Source organism: Dactylosporangium maewongense (assembly GCF_039531485.1).
GTDB classification, from domain to species: domain Bacteria; phylum Actinomycetota; class Actinomycetes; order Mycobacteriales; family Micromonosporaceae; genus Dactylosporangium; species Dactylosporangium maewongense.
The window spans coordinates 220,744-237,138 of the sequence record NZ_BAAAQD010000005.1; the positions used below are offsets into that span (position 1 = coordinate 220,744).

At 74.7% G+C, this 16,395-nt stretch carries 11 protein-coding genes; 4 read left to right on the top strand and 7 right to left on the bottom strand.

Annotated elements, in window-relative coordinates:
• Nucleotides 1–94: 94 nt before the first annotated feature.
• From ABD332_RS15290 to ABD332_RS15315, 6 genes are all read right to left on the bottom strand, one after another.
• Complete coding sequence (locus ABD332_RS15290) at nucleotides 95–2,158, bottom strand: hypothetical protein (protein WP_344502543.1); 2,064 nt, start codon at nucleotides 2,156–2,158, stop codon at nucleotides 95–97.
• Nucleotides 2,155–3,282 carry a VWA domain-containing protein gene (locus ABD332_RS15295; RefSeq protein WP_344502803.1) on the bottom strand — a complete coding sequence of 376 codons (1,128 nt, stop codon included), beginning with the start codon at nucleotides 3,280–3,282 and terminating at the stop codon, nucleotides 2,155–2,157. The genes ABD332_RS15290 and ABD332_RS15295 overlap by 4 nt, the downstream gene beginning before the upstream one ends.
• A gap of 176 nt (nucleotides 3,283–3,458) precedes the next feature.
• Nucleotides 3,459–5,993: a DUF5682 family protein gene (locus tag ABD332_RS15300; RefSeq protein ID WP_344502544.1), complete on the bottom strand. Its 2,535-nt coding sequence runs from the start codon at nucleotides 5,991–5,993 to the stop codon at nucleotides 3,459–3,461.
• A gap of 5 nt (nucleotides 5,994–5,998) precedes the next feature.
• Nucleotides 5,999–7,111 (bottom strand): ATP-binding protein, encoded by a 1,113-nt coding sequence (locus ABD332_RS15305; protein WP_344502545.1) that lies wholly within the window; start codon nucleotides 7,109–7,111, stop codon nucleotides 5,999–6,001.
• Entirely contained in the window at nucleotides 7,108–7,260 is a 153-nt protein-coding gene (locus ABD332_RS15310; protein WP_344502546.1) for a hypothetical protein, read from the bottom strand. The genes ABD332_RS15305 and ABD332_RS15310 overlap by 4 nt, the downstream gene beginning before the upstream one ends.
• Nucleotides 7,261–7,595: 335 nt before the next feature.
• Nucleotides 7,596–11,249 carry a DUF4132 domain-containing protein gene (locus ABD332_RS15315; RefSeq protein WP_344502547.1) on the bottom strand — a complete coding sequence of 1,218 codons (3,654 nt, stop codon included), beginning with the start codon at nucleotides 11,247–11,249 and terminating at the stop codon, nucleotides 7,596–7,598.
• 171 nt (nucleotides 11,250–11,420) lie between these two features.
• On the opposite strand from ABD332_RS15315, the gene ABD332_RS15320 reads away from it, so the two are divergent.
• Nucleotides 11,421–11,786 (top strand): MmcQ/YjbR family DNA-binding protein, encoded by a 366-nt coding sequence (locus ABD332_RS15320; RefSeq protein ID WP_344502548.1) that lies wholly within the window; start codon nucleotides 11,421–11,423, stop codon nucleotides 11,784–11,786.
• A 39-nt stretch (nucleotides 11,787–11,825) separates the two neighbouring features.
• Here ABD332_RS15320 and ABD332_RS15325 read toward each other — a convergent pair whose 3' ends face one another.
• Nucleotides 11,826–11,948, bottom strand: coding sequence for a hypothetical protein (locus ABD332_RS15325; protein WP_344502549.1), 123 nt, complete (start codon nucleotides 11,946–11,948; stop codon nucleotides 11,826–11,828).
• 723 nt (nucleotides 11,949–12,671) lie between these two features.
• On the opposite strand from ABD332_RS15325, the gene ABD332_RS15330 reads away from it, so the two are divergent.
• From ABD332_RS15330 to ABD332_RS15340, 3 genes are all read left to right on the top strand, one after another.
• Nucleotides 12,672–14,531: an AfsR/SARP family transcriptional regulator gene (locus tag ABD332_RS15330; RefSeq protein WP_344502550.1), complete on the top strand. Its 1,860-nt coding sequence runs from the start codon at nucleotides 12,672–12,674 to the stop codon at nucleotides 14,529–14,531.
• Nucleotides 14,532–14,676: 145 nt separating this feature from the next.
• Nucleotides 14,677–15,423 carry an NUDIX hydrolase gene (locus ABD332_RS15335; RefSeq protein WP_425552202.1) on the top strand — a complete coding sequence of 249 codons (747 nt, stop codon included), beginning with the start codon at nucleotides 14,677–14,679 and terminating at the stop codon, nucleotides 15,421–15,423.
• Entirely contained in the window at nucleotides 15,420–16,391 is a 972-nt protein-coding gene (locus tag ABD332_RS15340; RefSeq protein ID WP_344502551.1) for a serine/threonine-protein kinase, read from the top strand. Before ABD332_RS15335 ends, ABD332_RS15340 begins: the two co-directional genes overlap by 4 nt.
• Nucleotides 16,392–16,395: the final 4 nt, after the last annotated feature.

Genomic DNA, 16,395 nt, shown 5'->3' on the forward strand with positions numbered 1-16,395 from the left:
GCCGTCGGGCGGATGTGATCCCTCTTGCGGCCCAGAATCGGCACACGCAGACCGGACAAAACCGCCGCCGCCTCGACGGTCCGTCACGGCCGGGTCACTGCAGCTCGGCGGTGACCAGCAGCCGCACGTACGCGTCGACCCAGAGGCGCACGGTCGCGTCGTCCGGGTCGGGTCCCAGCCCTTCCCGCAGGGCGCCGACCGAGGCGGCCGCGCGGCGCAGCCCGACCCGCAGCAACGTCTGCTCCGCGTCGCGCAGCCGGCCGGCGAACGTCGGCGGCAGCATCCGCAGGCCCCGGTGGGGCACCTCGGCGAGCAGCGCCGAGGCCGCGCCGACCGCGTGCCGGAGCGGGTCCTCGTCGAGCACCGGCCCGCCGTCGACCCGGAACCCGCCCGCCGGCGCCAGGTCGGGGACCACGACGGCGTCGGCGCCGACCGCGAACCCGAGCGGCTCGACGGTGATCATGCCGCGGGTCCTGCCGACGATGCCGGCGACGGCCCGGACCGGACCCCGCAGCGCCGCGGCGATCGCGTCGAGGGCGCCGGGCGCGGCCGCGGTGTGGGTCGCGGTGATCGTCGCCACCCCGCCGGCCGGGGCCGCGACGACGGCGTCGAGCCGCTGGGCGCCCGGGGAGTAGTGCACGGACCGGACCTCCGCGACCTCCACGACGCGCACCAGCTCCGCCTCGACCCTGGGCCGCACGACCCGCGGCGGGAGCCCGTCGAGGTGCGCGGCGAGGTCCCGCAGGTCCCGCACGACGAGCGCGTCCGGCAGGGCCGTCCACATGCCCTGCGACGGGGTGACGGTGGTCTTCGCGACGCGGCTGGTGGCGAGGCGCACGGTGCGGCTGGCGCTGCGGACCGCCGACTCGGTCACGACGGTGCCGCCGGCGAGCTGGGCGGCGGTGGCTCCGGCCACCCGGCCGCCTTCCCGGTACGGCCGGCGCAGCACCAGCACGGTGGCGCTGTCCGCGTGGGCGAAGTAGATCTCGACCTGCGTCTCGTCGCCGACGGTCCTGAGCCGGCAGCCGAGCCCGTCGAGCCGGGCGCGGCGCATCGGGGTCTCCGCGGCCTCCCGCGTGCCGAGGATCCTGGCCCGCAGGCCGGCGCCGGGAGCTGCCGGAAGGGCGTGACACCGGCTGGTGACCGCGCGGTGCCTGGCGTGCAGCTCGGCGACCAGCCCGGCGAGCCGTTCGTGGCTGTAGGAGGTGGCGCGCTGCCCGTACGCCGCGAGCTGCTCCTCGAGGTCGCCGACGGCGAGCAGCGGCCAGCGCAGCCCGGCCCGGTCCAGGCGCTGCCGCACCTCGGCGACCGTGGCCGCCAGCCCGGGGCCGACGTGGGTCGCGCCGGTGAGCAGGATCTCGCCGGCGAGGTGTACGGCGGCGTCGAGGGATGCGTCGGTCCCGGTGTCGGCGGTGGCGGGCCCTCCGACGTCGACCTGCACGTCCTGCCCGTCGGTTTTTGCACCTTTCGCGGCTTCTGTATCAGCTGCTTCTGCGGCGGCTTTCGCGTCTTTTGTATCGGCGGCTTTCGGGTCTGCATTCGCGTCTGCGGCTTTCGCGTCTGCGGCTTTCGCGTCGGCGGCTTTCGCGTCGGCGGCTTTCGCGTCGGCGGCTTGGAACGCCCATACGGCGAGCGCGATGACGTCGTCGCGGACCCCGGCGACCGCGTCCGTGTGCACGAACCCGAGATCGCCGGGGACCAGGAACCGGACCGTCGCCGAGCCGAGCTCCACCCGCGGCGCCGGGTCCGCCGCGGAGGGCCGGTGGACGCGGGCGACGTACCCGGCCCGGTGCGCCCGCCGTGCGGCGTTGAGCTGCCGCGCCCCGATCCGCGCCTCGAGCTGCTCGTCGGTGAACACCCCCGGCGACCATCGCGTGACGTCTTCGGTTGTCTCGTTGCCGCTCTGGTACGCGATGACGAGGCCCACGATGTGCCGGCAGATCCCGGTCGCGCCGCAGGTGCAGCTGCCCTTCTCGAGGCCGCCCTGCGGGAGCGCGGTCTCGGGGCCGTCCGGGTAGGTGCCGCGGACCGTGCCGTCGGGGTCCTCACTGATCGCCGGGGGCGCCTGCTCGACCTCCCTCGTCGCGCGCTTGACCAGTCCCCGGTTGGTGAGCGCGGCGAGCGACTCCTGGGTCAGCGCGAGCAGGTCCGCTCTCATCGGGCCACCTGCTCCGCGACGTACGCCGCCAGCTCGCCGGGGGTCATGGCACCGACGGAGGCGCCGGCGTCGGCGAGGCGGGCGCCCATGTCCCGGTCGAACGCCGGGTCGGCGTCCTCGTCCAGCGCCGCCAGGCACAGCACCTTCGTCCCCTGGGCCGTGACGTCCCTGACGAGACGGACGAGCCGCTCGCCGCCGGTGGGCCCCTCGTACAGGTCGCTGATCACGACCAGGATCGCCCGGCGCGGCTGCTCGATCAGTCCGGCGCCGTAGTCGACCGCCCGCGCGATGTCAGTACCGCCGCCGAGCTGGACCTTCATCAGCAGCTCCACCGGGTCGTCGACGTCGGCGGTCAGGTCCACCACCGCCGTGTCGAACGCGACGAGGTGCGTCTTCACGCCCGGCAGCCCCCACAGGCACGCCGCGGTGACGGCCGAGTGGATGACGCTGCCCGTCATCGACCCCGACTGGTCGACGAGCAGGATCACCTGCCACCGGTCCAGGTGCCGGCGCGTCCGCGAGATGAAGTACGCGGACTCGACGTACACCTTCCGCTCCTGCGGCCGGTACCGCCCGAGGTTCGCCCTCAGGGTGCGCTTCACGTCGAAGTTCCTGGCGACCTTGAACCGGCTCGCGCTGCGGGACCGTGCCCCGGAGAACGCGTGCCGCACCTCCGTCGCGAGCTTCTCCACCAGCTGCCGCACAACCTTGTCGACGATCCTGCGCGCCAGCACCAGCACGTCGGGGTTCATCAGGTGCTTGGTGCGCAGGACGGCTCTCAGCAGCGTCGGGTTGGGCTCGACCCGGGCGAGGACCGCGGGGTCGGTGACGACGTCGTGGATCTCGTACCGCTCCACGGCGTCGCGCTGCAGCCGCTCGATCGTCTCCTTCGGGAACAGCGTCGTGATGTCGTCGAGCCAGTCGACCGTGGTGACCACCGACTCGCCGTCGCCGCCGTGCCGTGTCTGCGGGCGCCGGATGCCTCGCCGTTCGAGGTCGTCGTCGCGTCCGTACAGCCAGTCGAGGGCCGCGTCGCGCCCCAGCCCGTCTTCGCTGAGCTGCCCGCCGTCCAGCACCGACTGGCCGGCCTCGCCGAGCACCAGCCGCCACCGCTCCAGCTCCATCGCGGCACGCTTCTGGTCGACACTGTCCCGCTCCGCGCTGATCTGAGCGGCGCTGTCCTGCGCCACGCTGTCCGACACGGCACGGTCCTGGTCGGCGCTGACCTGCGCAGCGCTGTCCCGCTCCGCGCTGACCTGCGCAGCGCTGTCCGGGCCGGGGCTGTCGTGGTCGGGCGGGCTCATGTCAGGAGTCCTTCACGGGTGAGTGCCGCGTCGACCCGGGCCTCGAGCTCCAGGGCGGCGGCGACGAACGCCGGGTCGGTGCTCCGCCTGCGCAGCAGCGACCGGGGGCTCCCGCCGAGCCCGCGCCTCGCGAGCAGGTGCCCGGCGACGGTCTCCCGTTCCCGGGGCGGGAAGTACGTGAACGCCTGCCGCAACGCCGGCAGCGCGATCAGGAACTCCGCCTCGCCCATCCCGCTGATCAGGTCGTCGAGCACGTCGAGCACCCGCGGCGAGTGCAGCACCTCTTCGCGCGCCACCGCGAACAGCCCTGCCAGCCAGTCGCCGGCCGTGCCCGGGGCCGCCGCGCCGCGCACCGCCCGCACCGGGTCCTCCCAGCCGCTGCCCTGTTCCTCCGGGTCGGTGGTGTCCACGGACCAGCAGAAGCCGAACGCGGCGCCGCGGAGGTCGGGCGGGGACTCCCGGTCCTCGGCGACCCGGCGCATCACGGCGAGTGCGGCGTCGCGGTCGAGGGCGAGGCGCGGCCCGGCGTGCACCGTGGTGTCCCGGACCGCGACGACCGCCGCGATGCGGGCGGGGTCGGCCGGGGAGGCGCTGCCCCGTACACCTTCCGCGAGCCACAACGCCCGCTGGTGGGCGGCGGCGATCACCGTGCCGAGGGGGACGCTGCCGGCGGTGCCGAGGAGCCGGTCGTGCCGCCACAGGGTCAGCACGACCGCGAGGAGCCGGCCGAGGTCGCCGAGGTCCCCGGCGGTGCCGACGGCCGCGCCCAGGTCGTGCAGCACCTGGTCCGACAGGCGGACCGTGCCGCACAGCGCCGCGTCGAACAACGCGTCGGCGAGACCGGCGACGTCCGCCCCGCGGATCCGTTCGGCGAGGACGGCCGCGGCGGCTTCGTCGAGGGTCGCCCCGTACGCCCCGGCCTCGATCAACGCGACCAGCCGATGCTCATGGACGGTGACGTCCCACTGCTCCTCCAGCACCGGATCAACCCCGGTCCGCGGCCCCCGCCGCCGCTCGAACCCCGGGATCCGCAGCACCCGCAGCCGGTGCAGCAGCCGGCTGCGCCGCAGGCCGTCGTCCTCGGTGAGCGCGACGGTGACCGTACCGTCGACGCCGAACCCTTCCCGTTCCAGCTCGACATCCGCGTGGTGCACGAGCGGCGGCAGCGGCGTCGATGGATGCAGCCGGCCGACGCGGGTGCCGCTGAGCGCCGCGACCATCTCGACGACGACCGGGTGGGTGCCGGCCCGCAGCCGCCCACGGGTCGCCCACGGCAACGGCTCGTCGAGCGCGTCGTGCACGAGCGCCCCGGCAAGCCCGTCGAGGATGTCGGTCCTGCCCGGGTACTGATGTCCCCGCACGAGCGCCAGCCCCGCTGCGGACGCCCGCGCCGCGATCAGGTCCGCCGTCGACGCCCGCTGCTTGCGCTCCCGCAGCCGCCCGACGACAGCCCCGGCCAGGTGATCGGCGGCCTGCCGCGGCCCCCCGTCCCACAGCTGCTGGTAGTACTCCGGCGACGGCATCCCCGACTGGTACCCGTCGAACGAGTCCAACCGCCGGAACGAGTACGGCACCAGAAAACTGCCCCCGACCGCCCCCTCAGGCAACACCGGCACCTCAGGCCACCCCGTGTCCCCGCCCACGCCCCCCACCGACGCGCCACCCCCGTCGGCACCTTCACGCGGCACTGGCACGCCGAACCGCGTGGCGCCCCCGTCCGCATCCGCGCCCTCAGCACCCACCGGCTCCTCAGGCGACGCCCCACTCTCGTCCGCACCTGCTCGCGGCGCCGGCACAACGGACCGCCCAGCGTTCCCGTCCCCGGCACCCACCGACACTCCGGGGGACGCGCCACCCTCGTCCGCGTCTGGCGGTGGCACCGGTGTGACGCCCCCGTCCGTCAGGCGGATCAGCGCCGGCCGGTGGAACCCGCCGGTGACCACGACGACGGGACGGTCCCCCGCGTCGGCGGCGGCCGCGCGGATCCAGCGGGCCATGTACGCCTCCCGCCTCACGTCGCCCTCGCTCGCCGGGGTCTCCCCACGCAGCAGGTCGAAGTACGCGGCGAGCCGCTCGGCGATCCCGTCATCGGGCGGGATCTCGAACAGGTGGTCCCACAACGCGTCCACGTTGTCGACGGCGAACTCCGTGCACAGCCGGTCGACGACCTCGGCGTAGCGCTGCTCGGCGTCGGCGTACCGGTTCTCCCGCTGCCCGAGGGCCGGGTCCCACGCCGGCAGGTCGATGAAGCGCACGGTCGCGCCGGCCCGGTGACCTTCCTGCAGCGCGACCCACTCCGGCGAGTACGCGCAGAACGGCGCCCACGACGCGCAGTGCCGCTCGTCGTCGCGGTAGCTGCTGAACACCGCGACCGGCAGCTCGTGCCCGAGAAGCAGCTCGCCGATGCGGTCGTTCATGTCGGCGGGCCCCTCGACGAGCACGTACGCGGGCCGCAGCACCGCGATCGTGCCGGCGACGAGCCTGGCGCAGGCCGGGCTGTGGTGCCGCACGCCGATGAACGTGGTGACCATCGCCGTTACCCCGGCAGCTGGTGCCGGGCCGCGTGCAGCGCCTTCCACTGCGCGCCGGTCCGCCAGGTCAGCTGCTGCTCCAGGTACCGCCGCAGCTTGGCCAGATCCTCGGTGTTGTCCTTCGCGGCGGTACCGGCGAGGCACGACACCAGGTCCTCGGCGGTGCCGGCCTCCCGGCGCAGGAACCAGCCGCGCAACCCGACGGCGTGCGCGACGGAGACGGCCTCGGCGGTGCTCATGACCGCCGACAGCCGCTCCATCGTGTCGCCGCGCGCCGACTGTCCCGTCCGCAGCTCCCGAAACGTCGTCACGAGCACCTCCAGCACGTCGCGGCGCGGCGCGGCGGTGACCCCGGACCGGCGCAGCAGCGCACCCGCCTCCGCCTCGACGAGCGCGAGCTCCGTGTCGAAGTCGGCGATCGGGAACACGGTCTCGAAGTTGAACCGCCGCTTCAACGCCGCGCTCATCTCGTTGACGCCCCGGTCACGGGTGTTGGCGGTCGCGATCACGTTGAACCCGTCACGCGCGAACACCATCGCCTCCGGCCCAATCAGCTCGGGAATCGCGAGCACCCGGTCCGACAGCGGCGACAGCAGGCAGTCCTGGACCTCGAGCGGGCAGCGGGTGATCTCCTCGAACCGCACGACCTTGCCCTCGGCCATCCCCCGCAACAGCGGCGCCCGCACGAGCGACCGCTGGTTGGGCCCTTCCGCCACGAGGAGTGCGTAGTTCCACGAGTACTTGATCTGGTCCTCGGTCGTCGCCGCCCCGCCCTGTACGGTCAGCGTCGACTCCCCGCTCACCGCCGCCGCCAGCAGCTCCGACAGCAGCGACTTGGCGGTGCCGGGCTCACCGACCAGCATCAGCCCCCGGCTGGTGGCGAGCGACACGAGGGCCCGGTCGATCAGCGACGGGTCACCGACGAACTTACGGCTGATCCCCGCCGACGGGTCCCCCACGATGAACCGCCGCGCCGCCGTCAGGCTCAACGCCCACCCCGGCGGCCGCTCCCCGCTGTCGGTGTCGCGGAGCTTCGCCAGCTCGTCGGCGTACCGGACCTCGGCCGGCGGCCGCTGCACGGCGGTGCCCTCCTCCAGCAACTCGTGCGCAGCGCTCACAGCCTGACCTCCCACAGGTCTCTGATGATCTCGGACACGGTAACGGGGCCGAGCCCGCCGACCATGCCCGGCCCGTCCCTCTCCCACCTGGCCACGCCACCCCCACCGATCCAGAACTCCAGAAACGCCTGCCCCGCCGTCTCCTTCACGCCGCGCGCACCCCCTCCCACTCCCGCCTCGCAAGCCACACCCACTCCCACGACTCCGCCCGGACCCGCCTCGCAAGCCACACCCACTCCCACGACTCCGCCCGGACCCGCCTCGCAAGCGGCACCCGCTCGCACAACGCCGCCCGCATCCACTCCCACGACCCCGCCCGCGACACCGCTCGGACCCACGACCCCGCCCGCGACACCGCTCGGACCCGCGACGCCGGCCGGACCCGCGACGCCAGTTGCACCTGCTTCATCCGTCCGATCCGCTTCTCCGAGGCGGGCCGGGCACACTTCGCCGGGCGAGCCCGTGCCGCTCGCGGTGTCCTTGGTCATGCGGTCGCTGCTTCCAGGTCACGGACGAGCTCGTACGCCCCGATCGGGTCAAGGTCGGCGAGCCGCAGCCGCTCCGTCCCCAGGTGGCCGGCGTGCCGCCGCACGACGCAGACGTCGGCGATCGCCTGGACCGGGTCGACGGTCGGGTCGGCGTGGTGCAGCCCGGGGTCCAGCTCGACCACGGCGACCCGATCACCGGGGAGATCCCTCTCGATCGACCCCCACCCGTCCCGCAGCCCGCTGCCGGTCCGGCGCCACGCGCCGCGGAGCAACGCGGCGAACCTCTCGCTCGGCGCCTTCACGCCGACGAACCGGACCAGCGCGTCACGGTCCACCTCCTCGGCGGCGAGCGCATGGGAGCCTCGCCCGAGCTGCGGAAACGGCTGCAGGATCGCATAGTCGGCGAACACCCCGGCCCACGCGGCCACCCCGTCACCGAGGTGCAGCGGATGCGCGACCCCGACCACCGCGTCGTCGGCCAGCGTCACCGACTCGTCACCAACCCCGGCGAACGTCCGATCCTCCGCCACCCGCACCCCCACGACGCCCCGCGCTGGCCCGCCACCTCCACCCGAACCAGCGGCCGCGACCTCAACCCCACCGCCCAGCGCGGTGACGCCCCGCGCCGGCCCGCCACCCCCGCCCAAACCGACAGCCGCGACCTCAACCCCACCGCCCAGCACTGTGGCACCCTGCACCGGCCCGCCACTTCCATCCGAATCAGCTGCCGCGACCCCGATCCCGGCGCTCAGCACGGTGCGGGACGGCGCGGTGGCGTCGGAAGCGGCGGCCTGCATGGTGCGGGAAGGCGCGACGACACCTGCCGAGACGGCATGGCCACCCACCACGAGAGCGCGGTCGCGTCCCGGGACGAAGCTGCCGGGTGGACCGGAGGGCTCGGCCTGCCCGGCGGACGGTTCGGCGGGGAAGACCGCCCAGACGAGGCGGCGGGCCACGTGGAAGACCAGCGGGTGGTCGACGATCAAGCGGCGGAACTCGGCGGCGGACCACCGGCGGCCCGACACCATGGCGTGCTCGAAGCGTGTGACCTGGTCGGCGGCGACGGCCCGCGCGTCCTTCTTCAGCAGCGCGAAGCGCTGCGCGGCGGCGCGGGCGAGGGCGGGGTCGTCGCGGGTGCCGGGCTTCGGCAGGTCCTTGCGCCGGGCGCCGGTCCCGTCGGTGACGAACGGTCTGAGCTGCTCGTCGAGGCCGACCGTGAACCGGCGTGGGCCGTAGCCGAGCGTGAGCGTGCCGGCGGCATCGAGGCCGAGGTCGGGGACGAGCCGGTCGGCGAGCTGGTCCGGGGACAGGTCGAGGGACGCGGCGACCTCCGCCAGCCGCTCCTCGGCGCGGACGCGGATCGGCTTGGCCCGGACGGTGGTGGTGAGGCGGTGCAGGTGGGTGAGGGCGCCCTCGGTGCCGATCCTGGCGATGATGTCGACGGCCGAAGCGGCTCTGGCCATGGCGCCCTCGCCGGGCCAGGCGCGGATGTGCGCGGCGAGGTGGCGGGCCGTCTCGTCGTCGCCGAGCAGGGCCTGGGCCTCAAGGACCCAGCCAGCGCGCGGCGGGGCGCCGGCCTCGACCCAGCGCTCCAGCAACGACACCGCGAACGCGGCAAGCGACGCCGGGGTGCACGCCTCGGCGACGACGGCCAGGCCGGCATAGGGCTCGCCCTGCTTCGACATGGCAAGCATCGTCAGCACGTGCCGCGCGGCGTCGGGCGGGACCGTGCCGGCGCCGCCGCGCAGCTCGATCGGGGTGAGGGCGGCCGGGTCGGCCCAGTCGGGCAGCGCCGGCACGCGCGCCGGCAGCACCAGCAGGGGGTCGGTGTCGAGGAGGTCGATGACCGCGGCTGAGGCGACGGCACCGTAGGACCGGGCGGCGGTCTCGACCGTGTCGCGGTGGTCCAGGCCGGCGAGGACGCGCAGCGCCTGGCCGGCAAGGCGGCGCGCGGACCCGGCCGGGCCGACCGCAGCGGGGATGAGCGCCCGGGCGGCGGCAGCGGGGTGCCGGCGCAGCCAGTCGGTGGCGCGCTGCCGTGCGGCGCGGCCGCCGTCGAGCCCGCGGGCGACGGCGGCGGCGACCTCAGGCCCGGTGAACGGCATCAGCAGCGGGCTCGCGCCCGACCGGTCGACCTCGAGGACGAGCGGCAGCACGAGCACGCCGAACCTCGCGATGAGCGGGGGCGCCCAGCGCTCACGGTCCCAGCGCCGGGTGGGCCGCCAGCGGGCGGCGACCGGCGCGGCGATCTCCATGGGCGCGCGGAGGAAGAACCCGAACTTGTCGAACCAGGCGCACCGCCCCGCTTCGATGTCGCGGGCGAGTGCGGTCCAGTCGGACCGCAGCGGCCCCCACTGGCCGGCGGTGCCGGCCCGGTCGAGCCATTCCGCCTGCTCCCCCGGCTCCCAGCCGATCACCGGCTCGTCGGTGCAGCGCAGCCCGGGGACGACGAGGGGCTTACGGCCGGTCCGCCGGGCCGAGACCCATGGTGGTGTGACGAGTAGCGGCGGCAGCGCCTTGGGCGGCGCGACGACGCGGCGGTCGAGCGCGGCGAGCTCGGCGGCGACCCTGGTGGCGGCGGCGCCGGCGAGCGCCGGCAGGACCTCTTCCGCGGCGGCACGGTGCCGGGCGACGTGGGTGCGCAGCCGCTGGGCGATCCGCGGGCGCGACGCCCCCTCGGCGAGCAGCCGCACCGCCCGCTGCGGGAACCGGTCGCACGCCTCGGTCAGCGCGGCCGGGACGTCGCGCTTGTCGGCCCGGTCGACGAGGGCCTGGAGCGCCTCGTCGGTCGGCATCGTGGCGAGAATCGACAGCATGGCTCGCCGGCCGTCGGCGGACGCCGACCCGAACCGGTCCAGCCACACCACGAGCGGCGGCACGACGGCGACACCGAGCCCGTCGGCGATCGTGGGCAGCAACGTGGCGTCGGCGAACATCGCCCACGGCGGATAGGACCCGACAAGGGTCTCGGCCTGCGCCGCGGTCGTCACCGACGCCAGGGTCAGCCGGGTGCGCCAGTCGTCGCCGACGACGTGACCGCGCACCTCCTCCTCGACCCACGACGCCTCGGTCGGCGCGAGGAACGCCGCCACCACCCGGTGCGTCGCCGACCGCTCCCGCCAGGCGGCGAGCCGCCGCACGAGCGACCGGTACACCTCCTCGGGCGCCGCGGCGAGGGCCGCCCGCACCCTTGCCAGGACTGAGAACGCGCCCTCGGAGCCCCGCAGGTAACGGACCACGGGCTGCCCGACCAGGGTCGTGCCGGCGCCAAAGCTGCCATAGCCGAGGCCCTGCAGCTCCATTGCGGCCTCGACCGCGAACGGCAGCCCGCGGCCGGCGACCCACCCGTCGGCGAACACCGCCGCCGCGGCCCGGCAGCGCTGGTCGGGCGGCCCGACATACGCGGCGACGACCGCGGCCGCGCCGAGCGGGGTGCTGGCGGCGTCGCCGTCGAGGTGCGCGAGGCCCTCGGCGCTCACGTCGGCGGGGGTGTCGGCGTTGGTGAGCGCGGCGCGCAGGCTGGGGCGCTTGTCGAGCAGCGCGGCGATGTCGGCGGCCCAGGTCGCGCTCGGGCTGAACCCTGCGGGCGCCCCGCCGCGCCGCGGCAGGATGTCGCGCAGCCAGGAGGCCGGAACCCCGAACGTGCCCATGTGCCGCCTCCCCGTGGTCCGTTTCGGATGGCGGTCACCATAGCGACGCCCACCGACAATTTCGGGTGAGGCGGCCGCACGCTGCGGGAACGGCGTTGATCACGAAATTGAGCAAATGGGGAAAATCGGATCCTCGGAAAAGTGTCAGACCCTCCTGTTACACCTACAGACATGGGAATCCGAACCAGCCGCGGGGTGAGCGTCGACGAGGCGCTCCGGATGGTCCTGACGCTGCCCGAGGTGGAGCAGCGCCAGCACGGCAACCATCTCGGCTTCCGGGTGCGTGACCGGGGGTTCGCCTACCTGTGCGAGGACGACTGGACCATGCTGGTCAAGACGTCCCGTGAGGAGCAGGCGGCGCTCGTCGAGGACGACCCGCGGGCCTACAAGAAGTCACACGTGTCCGGCCGGTTCGGCTGGGTGCAGGTGCGTTTACGCAAGGCGCACGAGGACGAGCTCGCCGATCTGATCACGGAGGCGTGGAGGATGACCGCACCGCGGCCGATCGTGGCACGTCTGGATCTCGCGTTGAGTTAGCGGGTGATGTACAGAGTGAGCCCTCGCCACCCGGTCCCGCTATCGCAGCGCCGACACGACCATCATGACGAGCCCGGCACTCAGCACGGCGAGGAAGGCGACCGCGAGAGCGATGCGCGACGACAGACGAGCGACCGGGGCGACGTTGGCCATGATCTTCATGCACGGGAGGAAACCATGACGGCCTGAAGCCGGCCTGTGGTCCGGCTGAAGGGAAGCCCGCCGCGTCGAGCGCACCACGCGGGGCCATGCCGGCAGCCAGGGGACCGCACTGGCGCAGGGACCATGTCTGCAGAGGGCAAGCACGCTCGGCGGAGGGCAATGCGTGACGCCGTTGGAGGAGCCGCACCCGCAATGGCAACGCGCCCGGCGGAGGGCAACCTGCTCGACGGAGCGGACCCGGCCCAGAGGGAGCGGCACCGGCTTCGAGGGAGCGGCGCCGGCCCGGCGAAGGGATGAACCCGCCCAGCGGAGGGGCGAACTGGCCCAGCGGAGGGGCGAACCAGCCCGGCGGAGGTCGAACCGGCGCGGCGAAGGGGCGAACCGGCCCGGGCGGAAGCGGAAGCGGAGGCGGAGGCGGAGGCGCACCAGGCTGAATCGAACTCACCCCACTGAGTGAAGTCCTCCTGCGGGAGAAGTCGGCTGGTCTGCATGGCACCGTCAATGCAGGGAAGGCGCCAGCCGGAGAAGGCCGCTTGTCCAAGGAGCCGTTCCAGCTGCGGCGACCCGCCCGGGCGAAGAGACAGCCGGGCGGAGAGGCGGCCGGGCGGAGAGGCGGCCGGGCGGAGGGAACCGCTCAAGGTGTGGCGGGGGCTGCCGATTGCGGCGGCTGTGGACGTGCGGGTGCTGGGGCAGATCGAGATCATTGACGGTGACGGCCGGCGGATGACCGGGGATGACCTGCCGCGGCGGGCCCGGCAGGTGCTGGGGGTGCTCGCGGCGCGGCATGACCGGGTGCAGTCCAAGGATGCGCTCGCGGACGCGGTCTGGGGGGTGGACCTGCCCGGGAACGCGACGGCGGCGCTGGAGCACTACGTGTCGGTGTTGCGGCGGGCGTTGCAGCCGGGGGTGCCGACGGCGAGGTCGTTCATCGTGACGCGGGCCGGTGGGTACGTGTTCGCCACCGACCGGGCCCGGCTCGACCTCGCTGAGCTGCGGGCGGCCGCGAAGGTCGCGGAGCGGCGGCCGGGGCAGCTGGACGTGCGGGAGCGGATCGTCGAGCTGGCGCCGGAGCTGCCGTTCGTGGAGGACGAGTACGCCGACTGGGCCGCGCCCGCGCGGGCCGAGGTCAAGGCGGTGCTCGTCGCGGCGCTGCTCGACCTGGCCGAGCCGGCGGCGACCGCGGACCCGGCCAGGGCGCTGCGGCTGGCGCGGGAGGCGACGGAGCTGGAGCCGTTCACCGAGCGCGGATACCGGCTGGCGATGGTCGCCGGTGCGGCGCTGGGCCGGGCCGACGAGGTCGTCCGGTGGTTCGACCTGTGCCGGCGGGCGCTCGCCGACGACCTCGGGATCGCACCGTCCGCCGACACGACGTCGCTGCGGGACCGTCTCCTGGCGGAGCTCAACACCGCCGCCGCCCGACCGGTTGAGAGCGCGCCGAACGGGGACCGCCGCCGGGGCGGGGACCGGCGCAAGGCCGACCGGCGTGCCGCGGTGCCCACCGGTCCGGCCACGTCCGATGCCGGGGAGAGCGGCGCGGAGCCGGTCGAGCGGCGGCTCGCCGTCGTAAGAGAGGCGGGCAGGGAGAGCAGCAGAGAAGCCTGCGGAGAGACCGGCAGGCAGGCGGCGCGCGGGTCGGCGGACGCCACGGGGTTCGTGGGGCGGCGGGGTGAGCTGGCCGCGCTGCGTGACGGGCCGGGGGTCGTGCACGTGGTCGGGCCGGCCGGGGCGGGGAAGTCCGCGCTGCTGGGGCGGCTGCGGGACGAGGCGCCGGAGCGGGTCGGGCTGGGGCGGGGCCCCGGGCCCGGCGGGGCGCTGCGGCTCGGCTGGTTGCGCACGGCGTTGCACCAGTTGGGGCGGCCCGCGGACCGTACCCTCGACGCGGCGATGCACGAGCGGCGCACGCTGCACCCCGCCGAGCTGGACGCGATCGCCGCGGAGCTGGGTGGGTGTGTCGTCGCGGTCGACGACGCGGAGCATCTCGACGCGGACTCGGTCAGCGAGCTGCGGTGGCTTCGGGAGCGCGGAGTGCGGGTCGTGGTGTCGTACCGCTACCCGTCGGCGATCGCGGACCGCCCCCTGCACGCGCTGGACGCGGACCTGGTGCTGCGGCTCGACCCGCTCGGCGAGCGCGACCTGCCGGTCGAGGTCCTGCAGGCCAGCGGCGGCATCCCCGCGCTCGTCGCGGCCACAGGAGGGGCCACAGGAGGGGCCACGGGAGGAGCCGCGGGAGAGGCTGCGGGAGGGGCCACGGGAGGAGCCGCAGGCGGGGACCCGGCGATCGCGGAGGCGGTCGCGATGCACCTCGCCAGGCAGCGGACCAGGTGGATGCCGCCGGCGGCGTGGGAGATCCTACGGCTGACCGCGGCCCTCGGCACGTTGCGGGTGGAGCAGCTGGCCGCGGCCGGTGGGCTGGACCTCGACGAGGTCCTGGCCGCGGTCGACCGGCTCGTCCACGCGCACCTGCTGGTGGAAGGGCCCGGCGGCAGCGTCCGGCACCGCAGCGACCTGATCCGGTCCGCCGTGGCCGCCCAGATCTCCGCCGCCCACGGCCACCACCTCCGGGACCGCCTCGCCACCGCGTAGCGCCAGACCGGACGAGGCACCACAACCCGACAAGCAGCGCCGTACATCAGCCGCAAACGCGACAGGAAATCCTCGTTGCGCCGGGGAGCGGTGCGTCGTATGTTGTTCTCAGATCGAGAAATACTCTATCTGAGAAGGACTCATCGTGAACGACGCCGACTTCCTCGCCAGCTACGACCCGCGCGCCTACCCGCCGGTGGCGGTGACCGTGGACATCGTGGCGTTCACGATCCGCAACGGCGTGCTCAACGTGCTGCTCGTGCGGCGCGCCTGCCCGCCCAGCGAGGGCATGTGGGCGCTGCCGGGCGGGTTCGTCGGGCAGTGGGAGGACCTGCCGACCGCCGCCGCGCGGGAGCTGGCAGAGGAGACCGGCGTCGCCACCGCGCACCGCCGGCTGCACCTGGAGCAGCTCGGCACGTACGGCGCACCGGACCGCGACCCGCGCATGCGGGTGTTCTCGGTGGCGTACGTCGCGTTCGCGCCGGACCTGCCCGATCCCGTGTCCGGCTCCGACGCCCGCGAGGCGGCCTGGGTGCCGATGGACGAGCGGCCCACGGAGCTCGCGTTCGACCACGGCACGATCGTCGCCGACGGCCTGGAGCGCGCCAGGTCGAAGCTGGAGTACACGCCCCTGGCGACGAAGTTCGTCGGCGAGGAGTTCACGATCGCCGAGCTGCGCGCGGTGTACGAGACGGTCTGGGGCGAGCCGCTGCACGCCGGCAACTTCCACCGCAAGGTGCTGTCGGTCCCCGGGTTCGTCGAGAGCACCAACACGACCACGGAACGCGGCGGCGCCCGCGGCGGACCGCGCGCCAAGCTCTACCGCGCCGGCGACGCCCGCCTCCTGCACCCCGCGCTGCTCATGCCCAGCCGAGAGGAGACGGTCCGGTGACCCGCAGCGGTGCAACCAGAAGCACCACCACCGCCGAGGCGATCGCACTGATCGAGTCCGCCGGCGGCAGCCTGTTCGACGGCGACGACCCGGCCGGCACCTACCGGCGGCTCGCCCGCCTCACCCACCCCGACGTGGCCGGTCCGCAGGGCGCCGCCGCGTTCGCCCGGCTCACCGAGCTGTGGCGCAACCACGGCACGATCCGCAGCGCCAAGGGCGCCTACTCGACCGCGACGCTCGCCTTCGAGGGCGACCTGGCCAACCTGTACGCCGTGCCGGAGGGCCATCTGAAGCTCGTCCGCGACCCGGCGTGCAACGACCTCATGGCGCGGGAGGCGACCGCGCTGCAACGGATCGCCGACCGTGGCGACCCGCGCTACCTGCCCTACGTGCCGCGGCTCGTGGACACGTTCCGCCACAAGGAGGACGCCACGACCAGGCGCGGCAACGTCGTTGCGACCTCCGCAACGGGGTTGCACAGCCTCGCCGAGGTGGTGCTGCGCCGCCCGAACGGGCTCGACCCGCGCGACGCGGCGTGGATGTGGCGGCGGCTGCTCGTGGCGCTCGGCCTCGCGCACCGCGCCGGCGTCGTGCACGGCGCGATCGTGCCCGAGCACGTCCTCATCCAGCCGGAGGACCACGGGGTCGTGCTCGTCGACTGGTGCTACAGCGTCACCGAGCCCGGCGACCGGATCCCGGCGATCGTGCCGCACCGGCGCGACCACTACCCGGCCGAGGTGCTCGCCCGCGAGACCCCCGGCCCGTACACCGACCTGGCCATGGCCGCCCGGCTGATGGCCGACCTCATGGGCGACCGCGCCCCGCAGGCACTGCGGCGCTTCGCCGACGGCTGCCGGCTCGCGTCGCCGAGGCAGCGCCCCGACGACGCCTGGAAGCTGCTCGGCGAGCTCGACGACCTGCTGCACCGCCTGTACGGCCCGCGCAAGTTCCGACCGTTCACGCTTTGAGAAG